Source organism: Dyadobacter sp. 676, assembly GCF_040448675.1.
Lineage (GTDB): Bacteria > Bacteroidota > Bacteroidia > Cytophagales > Spirosomataceae > Dyadobacter.
In genome coordinates this window covers 6,302,153-6,317,454 of the sequence record NZ_CP159289.1, presented here as the reverse complement: position 1 = coordinate 6,317,454, position 15,302 = coordinate 6,302,153, and the positions used below count along the sequence as shown (strand labels likewise).

14 protein-coding genes are annotated in these 15,302 nt (G+C 52.6%); 12 read left to right on the top strand and 2 right to left on the bottom strand.

Annotated features, from left to right (window positions below):
• The first annotated feature begins 21 nt into the window (after window positions 1-21).
• The 12 genes from ABV298_RS27690 to ABV298_RS27635 all read left to right on the top strand — a co-directional run bounded on the left by ABV298_RS27690 (window position 22) and on the right by ABV298_RS27635 (window position 14,156).
• Window positions 22-1,629, top strand: a complete 1,608-nt coding sequence (locus ABV298_RS27690; RefSeq protein WP_353719376.1) for a TonB-dependent receptor — start codon at window positions 22-24, stop codon at window positions 1,627-1,629.
• Between the two features lie 131 nt (window positions 1,630-1,760).
• A complete protein-coding gene (locus tag ABV298_RS27685) occupies window positions 1,761-2,306 on the top strand; it encodes a hypothetical protein (protein WP_353719375.1) in 546 nt (181 codons plus the stop codon).
• 209 nt (window positions 2,307-2,515) lie between these two features.
• Window positions 2,516-3,154 (top strand): hypothetical protein, encoded by a 639-nt coding sequence (locus tag ABV298_RS27680; protein WP_353719374.1) that lies wholly within the window; start codon window positions 2,516-2,518, stop codon window positions 3,152-3,154.
• A gap of 68 nt (window positions 3,155-3,222) precedes the next feature.
• On the top strand, window positions 3,223-3,486 hold the full coding sequence (locus ABV298_RS27675) for a hypothetical protein (protein WP_353719373.1): 264 nt from the start codon (window positions 3,223-3,225) through the stop codon (window positions 3,484-3,486).
• 346 nt (window positions 3,487-3,832) lie between these two features.
• A complete protein-coding gene (locus ABV298_RS27670; protein WP_353719372.1) occupies window positions 3,833-5,032 on the top strand; it encodes a SusC/RagA family TonB-linked outer membrane protein in 1,200 nt (399 codons plus the stop codon).
• Window positions 5,016-6,977 carry a SusC/RagA family TonB-linked outer membrane protein gene (locus tag ABV298_RS27665; protein ID WP_353719371.1) on the top strand — a complete coding sequence of 654 codons (1,962 nt, stop codon included), beginning with the start codon at window positions 5,016-5,018 and terminating at the stop codon, window positions 6,975-6,977. Before ABV298_RS27670 ends, ABV298_RS27665 begins: the two co-directional genes overlap by 17 nt.
• Before the next feature lie 12 nt (window positions 6,978-6,989).
• Window positions 6,990-8,885, top strand: coding sequence for a RagB/SusD family nutrient uptake outer membrane protein (locus ABV298_RS27660; RefSeq protein ID WP_353719370.1), 1,896 nt, complete (start codon window positions 6,990-6,992; stop codon window positions 8,883-8,885).
• Window positions 8,886-9,141: 256 nt separating this feature from the next.
• The gene (locus ABV298_RS27655) at window positions 9,142-9,465 is read left to right on the top strand and encodes a DUF3823 domain-containing protein (protein ID WP_353719369.1); all 324 of its coding nucleotides are present in this window, start codon (window positions 9,142-9,144) and stop codon (window positions 9,463-9,465) included.
• The gene (locus ABV298_RS27650; RefSeq protein WP_353719368.1) at window positions 9,455-9,832 is read left to right on the top strand and encodes a DUF3823 domain-containing protein; all 378 of its coding nucleotides are present in this window, start codon (window positions 9,455-9,457) and stop codon (window positions 9,830-9,832) included. The genes ABV298_RS27655 and ABV298_RS27650 overlap by 11 nt, the downstream gene beginning before the upstream one ends.
• 118 nt (window positions 9,833-9,950) lie before the next feature.
• Window positions 9,951-11,258, top strand: a complete 1,308-nt coding sequence (locus ABV298_RS27645; protein WP_353719367.1) for a glycoside hydrolase family 71/99-like protein — start codon at window positions 9,951-9,953, stop codon at window positions 11,256-11,258.
• 187 nt (window positions 11,259-11,445) lie between these two features.
• Window positions 11,446-12,492: a PDDEXK nuclease domain-containing protein gene (locus ABV298_RS27640; RefSeq protein WP_353719366.1), complete on the top strand. Its 1,047-nt coding sequence runs from the start codon at window positions 11,446-11,448 to the stop codon at window positions 12,490-12,492.
• A 92-nt stretch (window positions 12,493-12,584) separates the two neighbouring features.
• Window positions 12,585-14,156: a M81 family metallopeptidase gene (locus ABV298_RS27635; RefSeq protein WP_353719365.1), complete on the top strand. Its 1,572-nt coding sequence runs from the start codon at window positions 12,585-12,587 to the stop codon at window positions 14,154-14,156.
• A gap of 99 nt (window positions 14,157-14,255) precedes the next feature.
• Here ABV298_RS27635 and ABV298_RS27630 read toward each other — a convergent pair whose 3' ends face one another.
• Complete coding sequence (locus ABV298_RS27630) at window positions 14,256-14,807, bottom strand: dihydrofolate reductase family protein (RefSeq protein ID WP_353719364.1); 552 nt, start codon at window positions 14,805-14,807, stop codon at window positions 14,256-14,258.
• A gap of 19 nt (window positions 14,808-14,826) precedes the next feature.
• A complete protein-coding gene (locus ABV298_RS27625; protein ID WP_353719363.1) occupies window positions 14,827-15,240 on the bottom strand; it encodes a DUF6157 family protein in 414 nt (137 codons plus the stop codon).
• Window positions 15,241-15,302: the final 62 nt, after the last annotated feature.

The following is a 15,302-nucleotide window of genomic DNA, read 5'->3' as shown; positions in this document are numbered from 1 at the left end:
GTCAAAAAAACAAACAAAGGCATGATTTCCAATGCATTTACAACCAAACTCATCGTAACGGCGACCGGCCTGGTGTTGGCCCTCACAGCCGGGGCGCAGACGCGCATCAACGGCGAAGTGACCGGCCCGCTCGGCGAAGCCATTCCCGGTGCCCATATCCGCTTCAAAGGCTCACGCACAGGCACCGTGGCCGACTCGCTGGGCAAATTTGAATTCACGACAACCCGGCGTGGTACCCAGACGCTCCTGGTCTCGTCGGTCGGCTTCAAAACGCACCAGCAAACGATAACGCTCACCGACAGTTCGCTTACACTCTCCATTGTCCTCGATGACGCTGCCAATACCCTCGAGGTAGTCACCGTCAGCGCCGGCAGTTTCGAGGCCAGCGACAAGGCCAAGGGCGCTTCGCTCACGCCTATCGACGCGTATACCGTGGCCGGCAATGGCGGCGACATTTCCAATGCGTTGCGGGCGCTCCCGGGTGCACAGCAGGTAGGCGAGCGCGAGGGGCTGTTTGTACGTGGTGGTACCAACGACGAAACGAAGATGTTCGTGGACGGTACGCTGATGAAGAACCCCAACTATGCTTCTGTGCCGGGCATTATGCAGCCGGCACGCGTTAATCTGTTTCTTTTTAAAGGCGTACTGTTCAACACCGGTGGTTATTCGGCATTGTACGGGCAGGCCATGAGCAGCGCGCTGATCCTGGAAAGCATCGATCTGCCGGAAAAGAGCTCCGCCAATTTCAGCGTATTTCCGTCGAACCTCGGAGCGGGCTTCCAGCATTTGTCCAGGTCGGGCCGGAGCAGTTACGGCGGCGGGCTCGCTTACAGCAATCAGAGGTTATACAACAAAGTCGTGCGGCAGCGCCCCGACTACTACCGGGGCCCGGAATATACCAGCGCCAATGCCAACATTCGCCTCAAAACCGGAAAAACGGGAATGCTGAAAGCATACGCCGCCTACGCCGAAAGCAATATCGGAATGCGCAATGCCGATGTCGACAGCGCGTCGCTCCGCTCCGATTTCAGGTTGAAAAACCCCAACTTTTACGGGACCACCAGCTACCGGACGGATTTAGGGGCAAACTGGCGCTTGGACGCGGGCCTTGCCTATACTCTTGACAAAAACAGTATCCTCAACCGCCTTCTGACCGGAGACAACGAGCCCATAGCCATTCCCCGCGCACCATTTTCAGCTAAAAACAGCGATATAACCGTCCGGTCGCATTTCGCGCAGGCGCGGGCGGTGCTCACCCGCGGCTTCGACCGCAACCAGGCGTTGCGTTTCGGCGGCGAAACTTTTTATTTCCACGACATTCAGAACTACAATGGCGACAAAAAAGTCTCTCCGCGACCAGCTATCGGCTATTTTTATCGAGAGCGACTTGCACATCGGCGAGCACGTTGCATTCCGGCCGGGGTTACGGGGCGAGTATTCGACCCTTCTGCGCAAAGCGGTGATAGCCCCGCGGGCGAGCCTGGGATACCGCCTCGGTGCCGGCAGTCAGCTGAATCTGGCCTATGGTATTTTTTACCAAAAACCCGAAAACAGGTACCTTTTCCAAAATCGGCACTTAGGGTTTTCGCAATCGGAGCATTATGTGCTGAATTATTCCAAAAAGGCTAACAACCGGTTTTTCAGGACGGAGGTTTATTACAAGAAATACAGGGACCTCGTGCGGACATTTCCCGAAACCTCGATGGGAGGCGACGGCTATGCGAAGGGACTGGAGCTTTTCTGGCGCGACAAAAAAGACCGTGCGCAACCTGGATTACTGGCTGACTTACACCTACCTCGACACGAAGCGCGACTACCTGGATTATCCGCAAAGGATCAGGCCTTCATTCACGAGTCCGCACACGTTCACGGTCGCAGTCAAACGCTTTTTCCAGGGAATCAGCACCAATGTCAATGTTTCGTACTCCTATGCCGCCGGCCGGCCGTATTATGACATCCGCCCGGGCGGTGAAGCAGGCACCCGCGTTTACGATTCCGGTACCACCCGCCCTTATAATGTGCTTAACCTGCACGTGTCGAAAATGATGACCTTTTTCAAAAAATCGAAATTCAAAGACTATTCGGGATTCGCATTCGGGGCCAACAACTTGCTCGGAACTAAACAAATATTCGGGTACCACTACGCCTACAACGGCCAGTTCAAGACCCCTGTCACTCTCCCCGCCCCCCCGTTTCTATTTCATAGGCGTCTTTATGAGCCTCGGCATAGACCGCACCGAAGACCTGCTGGACGGAAGCGGATAAAGTCGAGCGTTCGGGAGTTGAATTCAGAGTTTAAAGTTTAAAGTTTAAAGTTCAGAGTTAAGGGCTCAAAGTTGGGAATGACCCTGGCAAAGGCAATACCTGACAACACCTGACCTCACTCCCCGTTCCACGGTGGCTCATTCGCAATTCACTCATTCCCCGTTCCACGGCGGCTCATTCACCCATTCATTCATTCAATCATTCAATCATTCAATCATTCAATCATTCAATCATTCAAAATTCAACCATCATGAAACGTCTCATCACCACCATCCTGCTTATTTGTACCGTTGTATTCGCATTTGCGCAAAACGGAGATTATTCGGCCCGGTTAGAGGCCTCGGTAAAGAAACTGGACCAGGCGAAGTCTGTCGGGGACTTCGAAAACCTCGAAAAAGCATTCGTCCAGCTCGGCAATACGCAAAAAACCGAATGGCTGCCGTATTACTATGCCGCTTTTTGCAATGCTAAAATCGGATTTCTGCTGCAAGACGACGGCGAAAAGATCGAGCCGTACAGCGTACGCGGCGAGGCGCAGATCAAGAAAAGCGAATCGCTCGTAAAAGGCGACAACAACGCATTGGCGGAAGTTTACGTAGTACAAGCCATGATCTACCGCACCAAAGTTTTCATCAGTCCGATGACCATGGGCAGGCAATACGGTCCGCTTTCCGACCAATTTTTAAAGAAAGCACAAAATCTGGACCCCGAAAACCCGCGCGCCATTTACCTGGAAGCCTGGATGAAATACTACACGCCCAAATTATGGGGCGGCGACAAGGACCTGGCCAAAGAGCTCGCCGGCAAAGCGATCCGGAAGCTCGGCCCGACGACGTTCAGCGTAGCACCACATTGGGGAAAAGCTGAAAGCGAAGCCCTCCTAAGGTAGGCACTGCGCGGCGGGCAATGCCCGATAGTCAGTTACACTTCATTGTTTCACTTAAATTTTAAAAAACCATGTTTTTCGGATTATTGATTTTCGCACGAATTCTTTTTGTGGCCTGTATGGTATTTATCATCGGCTATATTTTCGGACCGTTCTCCAAGCGCCGCGGCCTTACGATAGCCGCCCGAATCGCCTCGATCGCGATCATTCTCGCCTTCATCATGATGAACATTTTTGCATTCCGCGGCGGCCCCCGCGGGCCGTGGCAACACCGCGGGCATTGGGACGCATGCGATCATGATCATCCCCGCGAGCATGTAGAAATGAAGCATTAAAACGACCACGATTAACCCCAACGCCTCGCAGCCATGTGAGGCGTTTTTTTATGCTTTTCCCTGAAATTCCCCAATATTTTACCGGGATAATGTAAAAATCAGCCGGATTAAGCGGGGCGTTAATGGTTTATTAACCAATTCTTAATCAACCCCCGATTACTTTGACCCCACGGTTCGGCCGACCGTTTCATCATCTGTTTCATTCAAAATCCAAATATGATAGAGCCCTGCACCGGTGCGGGCAGGGGTGAAAAACCATGCTGAATATATTCCGAAGCCCGCCGGGCGGCGAAACAGAACGAACGTCATGAACGCATTTAAACGAACAGGAACTTAACCCTACGGTATGAACAAACAACTTCTATCAAAACCTTTACCCAGGCCTCGCCGCCGGACGATATTCTGGCGCGTGTGCCTGGCATTATGCGTAACGCTGCTCATGCAAGCGGGCGCGCTGGCGCAATCGGGCGCGGATGAAACGCTCATCAGCGGCGAAGTAAAAGATGAAAAAAACAGCGCCATTCCGGGTGCCAGCATCGTATTGCAGGGCACCACGAAGGGCACTACCACCGACGCCAATGGAAAATTTTCGCTCTCCGTCCCTAGATCGGGATCGGTCATTATTGTCAGCTTTTTGGGCTACAAAAGACAGGAAATCGCCGTCGGTAACCGCACGACTTTCGATGTGCAGCTCGAACCGAGCAGCGACGAATTGCAGGAAGTGGTGGTGGTAGGCTACGGCACACAACGCAAGCAGACACTTACCGGCGCTATTTCGAACATTGTTTCGGAGCAAATTAAGACGACCACGCATACCAGTTTGGCCCAGAGCCTGCAAGGCAAAGTCGCCGGCGTGCAGATCCGCCAGAATTCCGGCGAACCGGGATCTTTCAGCACCAATATCAACATACGGGGCTTTGGAGAGCCGTTGTACGTGGTCGATGGCGTGGCGCGTGATGGCGGGTACGAGTTTCAGAAGATCAATCCGGACGATATCGAGAGCATTTCGGTGCTGAAAGATGCTTCCGCGGCGATTTTCGGTATCCGTGCGGGAAACGGCGTGGTGATTGTCACTACGAAGAAAGGCAAACAGGGCAAGCCGCAGTTCAGCTACAATGTGGTATACGGCCGCCAGAGCCCCACCGACGTCCCCAAAATGACCAGTGCCTTGCAATGGGCCGAAATGCGGAACGACGCGGCGAAGAACCTGGGCGAGAACCCGGTATTTTCCCCGGAGGAAATCGAGAAGTTCCGCAGCGGCGCGCCGGGTTACCAGGGTACCGACTGGTATAAAGAGACTTTGAACAAATCGTCCGGACAGCAGCAACATTTTATCTCTGCCTCGGGGGGTGAAGGCGTCGTGAACTACTTCACCAGTTTCGGCTACCAGAAGGAGAACGGCCTGCTCAAAAGCGGCGATATGGGCTATCAGAAATACACGTTCCGGTCCAATATCGGCATTGATTTAACCAAAAACCTGAAAGCGGACCTGATCCTCTCGGGGCTGTTCGATAAACGCGACCAACCGGGTGATAACTTTTTTTAACATCTATAAAGGAACCCGCATTGCGTTGCCCACCGAGCGTCCCTATGCCAACGACAACCCCAAATATCCCGCATTGCTGAGTGGCGGTTATAACCCGGTGGCGCTGGCCGACAAAGACCTGACAGGCTATACGCAGGAAGTCAACAAATTTTTCCAGTCGACATTCGCATTGACCTACACCGTTCCATTCGTTCCGGGGCTGCGTATCAAAGGCTTGGTGGCCTACGACAGTAACAACTACCGCGCCAAATCGGTCTCGAAAGCCTATAACCTTTATACCTACGACGCCGCGACCGACAAATACACGGCACACGCGCAACGGAACCCGTCGCGGATCGGCAACAACTTCACCGATAACAACCGCATCACTTTCCAGGGACAATTGCTTTACAATACCGTAATCGCCAAACACCATAACCTCGGCGCGACGCTCGTGTATGAGCAGCAGGAATCGCATAACCGCTGGGCGGGACTCGGGCGGGAATATGCGTTCTACACCAACGACCAGATCGATCAGGCGGGGCTGAACAATCAGACCACCAGCGGCTCGGAGGCTGAGTACGCGAGCCAGTCTTATGTGGGTCGTTTGAACTACGATTTCAAAGAAAAATACCTGCTGGAAGTAGCTGCGCGCTACGATGGTTCGTACCGCTATCATCCCGACCGCCGCTGGGGCCTGTTCCCGGTGGTATCGGCCGGCTGGCGGGTTTCGGAGGAAGGTTTTATGAAACGCATTCCGTTTGTTTCGATGCTGAAACTGAGAGGGTCGTACGGTCTTGTGGGCGCGGACGCGGGCGCACCGTTCCAGTATGTACCGGGCTTCTCGCTCACGGGCGGAGGCGGGTATGAGTTTACCAACGGCAACTATACCACCGGCGCCGCTTCTCCGGCGATCGTGAACGAGAAGCTCACGTGGTTCAAATCGACTATCAAGGATATCGGTATCGACCTGGGGCTTTGGGACAACAAAATTGATTTCACCTTCGATATTTACCAGCGCGACCGGAAGGGCCTGCTGGCACGCAGAAACGTTTCTTTGCCCAACACCTTCGGCGGTACATTGCCCGAAGAAAACCTGAACAGCGACCGCGTGCGGGGGATCGAGTTTTCGGCGGGCTATAACGGGCAGATCCGCGATTTCAAATATGGCATTTCGGGTAACTTCAACTTCGCACGCACGCAAAACCGCTATGTGGAACGCGGCGAGTTCCTGAGCAGCATGGACAAATGGCGGAACGGCGCTGCCAACCGCTGGAACGACGTGGTGTGGGCCTATCAGCTCGAAGGCCAGTTCCAGAGCAAGGACGAAGTCATTTATGCGCCCATTCAGAACGGCGACCTGGGCAATACCCGCGAGTTGCCTGGTGACTTCAAATACAAAGATGTGGATGGAAACGGCGTTATCGACGGTAACGATGCCGTACCGCTGTTCTTCGGTGGCGACCCGAAAATATATTACGGCGTGACGCTGAACGCTTCCTGGAAGGGATTCGATTTCACCGCATTGTTTCAGGGCTCGGGCAAGTACAGCGTGCGTTTCCGCGAGGTTTATGCCGAAGTGTTCGCATTCCGCGGCAATACGCCCGAATATTTCTATGACAGATGGCACTTGTCGGACGACGGGCAATGGATACCCGGCACCTGGCCGGCTTCGCGCTTCAATTACAATGTGGGCGCGATGTACGCGGAAAGCGGCGCATGGCGCAAGGACGCGTCCTACCTCCGCTTCAAAAGCGCACAACTCGGCTATACTTTCAACCTCGGCTGGCTGAAAAAGATCGGTATCAACGATGTCCGTGTGTATGCCAATGCACACAACATCTTCACCTGGGCCGATTCATTCGTGAAACCCTTCGATCCTGAGAAAGTGGAGGGCCTGTTCGGGGCGGGACTTACCTATCCGGTTACGCGGAGCTACAATTTCGGGATCAACGTCAAATTCTAATATTAGCTGATAATGAAATATTTAAAACATACCATTACCCTGCTGATCGTCTGCCTCGCGATGAGCTGCGGCAATGTACTCGACAAGCAGCCGCTCGACAAGTTGCAGGGCGAGAGCCTCTTTTCGAACCCGGAAGGTGTAAAACTGTACATGGCCAACCTCTATTACCAGCTTCCGATCGAGGATTTTACATTCTTTCGTCAGGGCTTCAACTGGAACACCGGCGACCCGAATAACGGCGGCTTCGCGCCTGCTATGTCGACCGACGAAGCCGTGCATACCGAATTCGGCGATTTCATCGGTAACGATGATTTTCAATGGTGGGACCAGGGTTATAAACTGATCCGCGACGTAAATATCCTGATCGACATCATTCCGACGCTGGACATTACCGACGACGAACGTAAAGCGTTGATCGGCGAAAGCGCATTCATCCGCGCCTATGCCTATTTCGCATTGGCCAAACGCTACGGCGGCGTGCCGCTGATCACCTCCGTACAAAAGTATGAGGGTGATGTGGAAACGCTCAAAGTGCCCCGCAGCACCGAGAAGGATACCTGGGATTTTGTATTGAAAGAATGCGATACCGCCATCGGGAACCTGGGCGATTCGTGGCCCGGCGGCGAACGGCGCGCCACCAAATGGGTAGCCTATGCATTGAAATCGCGTGCCGCGCTGCATGCCGCGTCGCTCGCGAAATACGGCGACCGCGCGCCTATTTCCGGCACCGCTGTGGACCAGAAGCTGGTCGGGCTGGATAAAGCAACCGCAGCCGAATTTTACAAAGCAGCCATCGACGCATCGGAAGCGGTCATCAATTCCGGCAAATTCGGGCTGTACAAGCCTTCGCCGGCCACACCCGAAGAAGCGGCGACCAATTACCGTCTGCTTTTCGAAGACCCGAACAATGCACCGGAAGAGGCCATTTTTATCAAAGGTTACGCGAGACCAGGCTCCGGCACGGGCCACAACTATGGCATCTGGTACCAGCCCAACCAGACCGCCAACGGATGGCCGCACCCCGGCCGTATGAACCCGACGCTCGAACTGATGGATATCTACGAAAATTACGACAAGCCCGGCGAAAATGCCCCTCTCGCTACGTCGGCAGCAGCCAACGACCTGACCGACTACACGGGTTTCAATGCGTCCAAACAATACAAAAGATTTGATACCGAGAACGATATCTTTAAAGGCAAAGACGCGCGCATGTGGGCGACGATGATCCTGCCCGGCACAGCGTGGAAGGGCCAGAAAATCGTGATTCAGGCCGGCTTCATCAAACCCGACGGCTCCGCGCAGATCATGGGCGGCGACCCGTTCACCCATGCCGGCAAGACCTATTACACCTACGGCGCAGCCGATCGTACCCAGTACTCCGGCTTCGATACCTGGGGCGGCAACAATACCCGCACGGGCGTGAGTTTCAAGAAGTTTTTGAATGAAGGCCTGAACATCCCGCCGGGCTGGAACCAATGCACGACCGATTTCGCCGATTTCCGCTACGCCGAGGTCCTGCTCAACTATGCCGAGGCCATTGCGGAGAGCGGAACCGGCGACAAGGTAAAAGGGGCAAAAGCATTGAACGACATTCGCCGACGGGCCGGCCACAAAACCGAAATCCCCCTTACGGTCAACAACGTGATCCGCGAAAGAAGGGTCGAGCTGGCTTTTGAGAACAAACGTTTCTGGGACCTGATCCGCCGTCGCGAATACCACACGGTATTCAACAACACCATGCGCCACGCGTTGCTCCCGATTCTGGACCTGCGCGTTACGCCCGCGAAATATATTTTCGTACGCGTCAATGTGCCCCGCAGCAACCCGGCCACCTTCGATTACCGCCAGTACTACCGCTATATCCCCGGCATCGGAGCGAACGGACTGGTGCAGAATCCGCAGTATTAAACGGCTATAAGCTGTAAGCCATAGGCTATATGCCTTTTCCAGAGACACGAAAAGCTTAAAGCAAAACGATAATATTAAATGGCCATAAGCTGTAAGCCATAGGTTATATGCTCATTTCCTGAGACGCGAAGAGCTTAAAACAAAACGATAACATTAAACGGCTATAAGCTGTAAGCTCGTAAGCCATATGCTCATTTTCGGAGATCTAAAGAGCTTAAAGCTTACAGCTTATAGCTTAAAGCAAAACAATTCAACAATGAACCGCATACTCCCCTACACCTCCGCCCTGCTGCTGTTTTTCGGCGTGACGGCGTGCAGCGTCGACAACTACCCGGCGCCCGATTCGCAATTATACGGCACATTTCTCGATATCGAGACCAACGAGCCTGTTGAGCAGGACATTATCCGGGGCAGTACCATCGAGTACATCGAACATGGTTACGCTTCGCAGACCAAGCAGACGATGATCGTTAAAAACGACGGCACCTACCGCAACAACCTGATCTTCGCGAATACGTATACGATCGCGCCCGTACGCGGGAATTTCGTACCGATGGCCCCCCCAGGAGGTGACCATTAAAGGTGAAACGAAACTGGATTTCAAGGTGCAGCCTTACATTCGTGTGAAGGACGCCAGCATCGAAAAGGTGGGAACGAAAGTGATTGCCAAATTCAAATTGCAGCAGACTGTGATGAACAATGTAAGAAAAATCGGATTGTACGCCCATCCGGAACCGTCCGTAGGCGAGCCTATGCGCGTAGCAATGGCCGAACAGGAAATCAATGGCGCAATCGACCCGAACAAGGTATACCAGCTCGAAATCGACCTGCCTTCGAACAGCAATGTGCTGAAAGCCGGAAATCAGTATTTCTTCCGCGCCGGAGCCCTTATCGACGCGCCGGAATCGAAGTTTAACTACGCGAAGGCGGTTAGGGTGGAATTGTGAGTGAATTGCCGTAGGCCGTAAGCTTTAAGCCATAGGCTTTTTGTCACAGACTTACGGCTGTAAATATTAAAAACATTATCTAAACCTACTGCATACAGCTTAAAGCATACAGCCATTTATGAAACTACTCCATCTCCTACTCTTCGTTTCAATCCTCTCGTTCGGTTGCAAGGGCGGCGATGAGGATTCCGGGCGCCAAGAGCCGAAACCTGTTGAAGAGGTTACATACGACGAATCGCGTTCGCTGTTCAAAAGTTACAAAGGCCTCGTCATGGCCGGTTACCAGGGCTGGTTCACGGCCGAAGGTGATGGCGCGGGCCGGGGCTGGCACCATTATCAGAAAGCCGGCAAGTTCGAGCCGGGCTTCGCTTCCATCGATTTCTGGCCGGATGTGACGGAATATACCACGACTTATAACACCGCATTCAAACATGCCGATGGTGAACCGGCCAGGGTTTACAGTCCCTACGACGAGGAAAGTGTGGACTTGCATTTCAAGTGGATGAAAGAACATGGTATCGACGGCGTATATATGCAAAGGTTTGTATCGGAAGTGAAAGGTGAAAGCGGTAAGCGACACTTCAATAAGGTGCTGGCCAACGCGCTGAAAGCTTCCAAAAAGTACGGCCGGGCGATCAGCATCATGTACGATCTAAGCGGTTCCAATTCGGATGACATGGATTTTATCGTCCGGGATTGGGAAGAGCTGCAACGACAGTTCAAGCTTTTCGATGGCCGGGAAAACCCTACTTACCTGCGGCACAATGGCCGCCCGTTGCTGGCAATCTGGGGAGTGGGCTTCAACGACGGCCGGAAATACACGATTGCCGACATTCAGAAGCTGATGGATAAGGTGAAAGGTCCGACCAAAAAGGCCTCCATTCTTCTTGGTGTGCCCTACTACTGGCGCGAGCTCGGCCGCGACACCGAAAATTCCCCGTTACTACACGCGGTTATCAGGCAGGCCGACATTATCATGCCCTGGGCCGTGGGCCGTTACAATGCATCGAGCTACACGAGCGTCGCCGGAATGAACCTGCCTGCCGACATTACCTGGTGCAAAACGAATAAAATCGATTACGTACCGCTCGTTTTTCCCGGATTCAGTTGGGGGAACCTCAAAAACGACAAATCGCTGTACAATCAGATCCCGCGCAATAAGGGCGAGTTTCTGTGGCAACAGATTGCTGGCGCCAAAATGTCCGGAGCCGAAGCATTGTACGTTGCCATGTTCGACGAAGTGGATGAAGGCACCGCCATTTTTAAAACACTGAAAGAAGGCCAAACGCCGCTGAATGCCGACGGAAAATTCATAGGCATCGAACCCGAGCTCGCCACCGACTATTACTTGTGGCTGGTGGGACAAGGAGCGAATTGGTTTCATGGCGCAAGCGGATATAGCAGCGTAAAACCAACTCGTAAATAATTGATTATCAGGCTTTAATTTGTGCAAGCGACGCTTGCACAAATTACCTTTTTTGTGGTTTTTAAAGATTTAAGTGATTAGTACCTTCTGCTAATTCAGCCGGGTAGTTTGATAAATGCGTGCGGGGAGCCCAGTCCAATAAGACCGGTTTAGCACTAACTTGTGGCTTCACCCTCGCATTATTTCTATGATACTCGAAAACTTGCCCGTTGACTACGGCGATTTTCTGGATCGGATTAAATCCGAGATCCGGCTGGCAAGATTTAAGGTAAACCTGTCTGCTAATTCGGCGTTGCTTCAAATTTATTGGCAAATCGGCTGCTGGATACTCCACCAGCAGAACCGCTCCGAATGGGGGGCTAAGGTAATCGACAAGCTGTCGCAAGACCTCCGAAAGGAATTTCCGGACATGCAAGGTCTGTCGGCCAGAAACCTTAAATATATGCGGCAATTCGCCGCCATTTACCCCGACCCTGAATTTGTGCAAGCGGCGCTTGCACAAATTCCCTGGTACCATCACATTACTTTGCTCGATAAGGTTAAAAGTCACGAGGAACGGCTCTTTTACATTAATGAAGCGCACAAAAACGGTTGGTCACGCGATGTGATGGTTGCTCAAATTGACTCCGGCTATTTCAAACGGAAAGGAAAAGCAATTTCCAATTTCAGTTCCGCATTGCCTTCTCCACAATCCGACCTTGTCCAACAGATCACCAAGGACCCATACATTTTTGACTTTCTTAACCTAACTGATTTGTGTCAGGAAAAAGAACTCGAAGATGCCTTGACCGATCATGTGATGAAATTTCTGCTGGAACTGGGCGCAGGTTTTGCGTTTCTTGGAAAGCAGGTTCATATCGAAGTCGGGGACCAGGATTTTTACATAGATCTGCTCTTTTATCATGTCAAATTGCATTGTTATGTCGTGGTGGAACTTAAAAAAGGAAAGTTTATGCCCGAATACGCGGGGAAGCTCAATTTTTACCTTTCTGTGGCAGACGATCAGTTGAAGTCAGAAAATGACCAGCCAAGCATCGGGTTATTAATTTGCCAGGATAAGAATGGGGTGATCGCTGAATATGCCTTGCGTGATCTTTCGAAACCAATAGGCATCTCGCAATACCAGTTAATCGACTCGATCCCCCAAAACCTTAAAGCGTCGCTCCCGTCGATCAAAACAATCGAACAAGAAATAGGCCAGGCAAAACGATCGCCTCGGAAGCAGGCCAGATGACGCGTCAGAGCCCTTCTTTCTTCCGGTTTCGTCAATTTTCATTATGTTTATACAAAATGAAGGCCGAAAGCCCATTTGTTAAAACAAAATATATGAAAATTACACTTTCCCTGATCGTTTCTTTCCTTCTGGCAGGGACACAAATTTTGTGTTTTGCCGACAACGCAAAAAAATCCAAAGCACTTCCCCGCATTGCCATTGCCGGACTCGGAATCGAGTCGAGTACGTTTTCGCCCGCCCGTACCGAAGAACCGGCGTTCAAAGCCAAATATGGCGAGCAGATTTTTACCTCCTACCCGTTTATGGCCGCCGATTCCAGCTTGCGCAAACGTGCGGAATGGTTTCCTGCCCTGGTGGGAAAATCGCTGCCAGGCGGTATGGTGACGCGGGAGGCGTATGAGTCGCTGGTAAAACAGACCCTCGATTTGCTCAAAAAGAACGCCCCGTACGACGGCTTGTACTTCGACATTCACGGCGCAATGAGCGTCGAAGGACTGGATGATCCCGAAGGCGACCTCATCACGCGCATACGCGAGGTGATCGGCAAAAAAGTGCTCATTTCTACTTGTATGGACCTGCACGGCAATGTGTCGTGGCGCCTCGCACAGCATACCGACCTCATTACCTGCTACCGGATGGCCCCTCACGAAGATGCGATGGAATCCAAACGCCGGGCCGTCGCCAACCTGCTCTCACGCCTCGAAAGCGGCAAAGGCAAACCGGCCTACAAAGCCTGGATTCCGGTACCGATCCTACTCCCGGGAGAAAAAACTAGCACCCGCATCGAACCTGGCAAATCGCTGTATGCGAAAGTCGCCCCGGCTTCGGTACAACCTGGCGTCATCGATGCGGCCATGTGGGTGGGCTATGCGTGGGCCGACGAGCCACGTAACCACGCGGTGGTGATGGTGACGGGCGACGATAAAGCCAAAGTGACCGAAACCGCCGAAATGCTGGCTAAAAGCTTCTGGGATGTCCGAAAGGAATTTGCATTCGTGGCACCTACCGACGACCTGAAAGGCGCATTGAACAAGGCCCTTGCCAGTAACAAACACCCGTTCTTCATCAGCGACTCGGGCGATAACCCTACGGCTGGTGGCGCTGGCGACGTAACCTGGACGATCACCGAAATCCTGAAACGTCCTGAACTCAGAGCGGAAAATGGCCCGTCGCTCATTTATGCATCCATTCCAGGTCCTGAACTCGTGGAGGCGGCCGTAAAAGCCGGCGTCGGCGGAAAGATCGACGCGTATGCGGGCGCGAAGGTAGATGCGCGGTTTGCGCCGCCGGTACGCCTCACAGGAACGGTGGAAGCGATTCACCACGGCGACGTCAACGCTGAAACCGAAGTAGTGGTGAAAGTAGGCAGTGTCCATGTGATCGTGACCAAAAAGCGGAAACCCTACCACAAAGAGGCCGATTTCACCCGGCTGGGCCTGAACCCGCGCAAATCGGATATTGTCGTCGTGAAAATCGGCTACCTCGAACCGGAACTATACAATATGCGCGCCGACTGGATTCTGTCGCTCACTCCGGGCGGTGTGGACCAGGATTTGGAGCGGTTACCTTACAAACGCATCCAACGCCCGATGTTCCCGTTGGACAAGGATATGAAAGACCCTGATTTAAAAGCCAAACTGGTACCGTCGTCGGACAGTTTGTAGCAGCGACAAATCAATGCAAAGCCGGCATTCAAAACTGAACGCCGGCTTTTGGTTTTGTAGCCGATTGGAATTATTTATGGCAAAACCTTCGCGAAAACATCACCCCTTTCTCGCATATTCAAGGTACGTGATGCCGGTATCGCTCCCCTTGACGGCCCTGAGTTCCAGGTTGACCCTCCTTTTGATATTGTCGAATACCGGTTTTCCTTCACCAAGGATTACGGGGTAAATTGCAAGGCGATAGGCGTCGATTAAGTCCAGATTGATAAAGGTCGTGATCAGCAAGCCGCCGCCATAGAGCCATATATCCTTGCCGGGCCTTTGCCGGATCTCATGAACGCGTTCCGCCAGGCCGGCATGGATGAACGTCGCTTTGCCGTCGCCGACCGCGGTATGCGAAAAAACATATTTCTCCTTGCTGTGCACCGCTTCCCAAAGCTGCTTTTCCGGGTCGGAAGCCTCGGCGGGCGGCTGGTATTGGCCCCAGAGGTCGTAGCTGACGCGCCCGTAAAAAATGGCGTCGATACCCGACAGAAAATCCACCAGGCCGCTTCCTACGCTGTCGTCCATTGTGATCCAGTCGATTTCGCCGTTGGGACCTTCAATAAAACCGTCGAGACTGACGGCCAGATCCAGAATGATTTTTCGCATAAAGGTTGTTTTTGTTATACTACCGGCTCGACCTCATCGCCTTTACTTTTTTCACGCTGCTCTCCTCGATAAATTTTTTGTATTCGGGACTGTCGCAGGCATACAACGCGATTTTTCCGTTTTCGTCGTGATGAACGCCCCAACCGTACCGTTTGGTCAAAGGCGAGGCACGCATACAAGCTTGGCCTCTTGAAAAAAACTGCTTCCTGGCTTCTTCCAGCTCGCTTTCCGTCAAATCTTTACGCTCCGCGAAAACCTGAAAAATCACATCGTCGGACGTGAATTTGTACGGGTTCTTACTGATCATTTCATACTGGATAGCCGCCACGGTTTTGGAATCACTCTTCATCGGAGGAACTTCGCCGCCCGCTGCGGGGCAGTCTTCGGCGACTTCGATGAACGCGTTTTCGTAATTGGTGGTATGGACTTTCATGACAGAGTTGTTTTCGACGCAAAGTAATAACTCCGGTGACAACAGTATGTCAGCATGTAAAT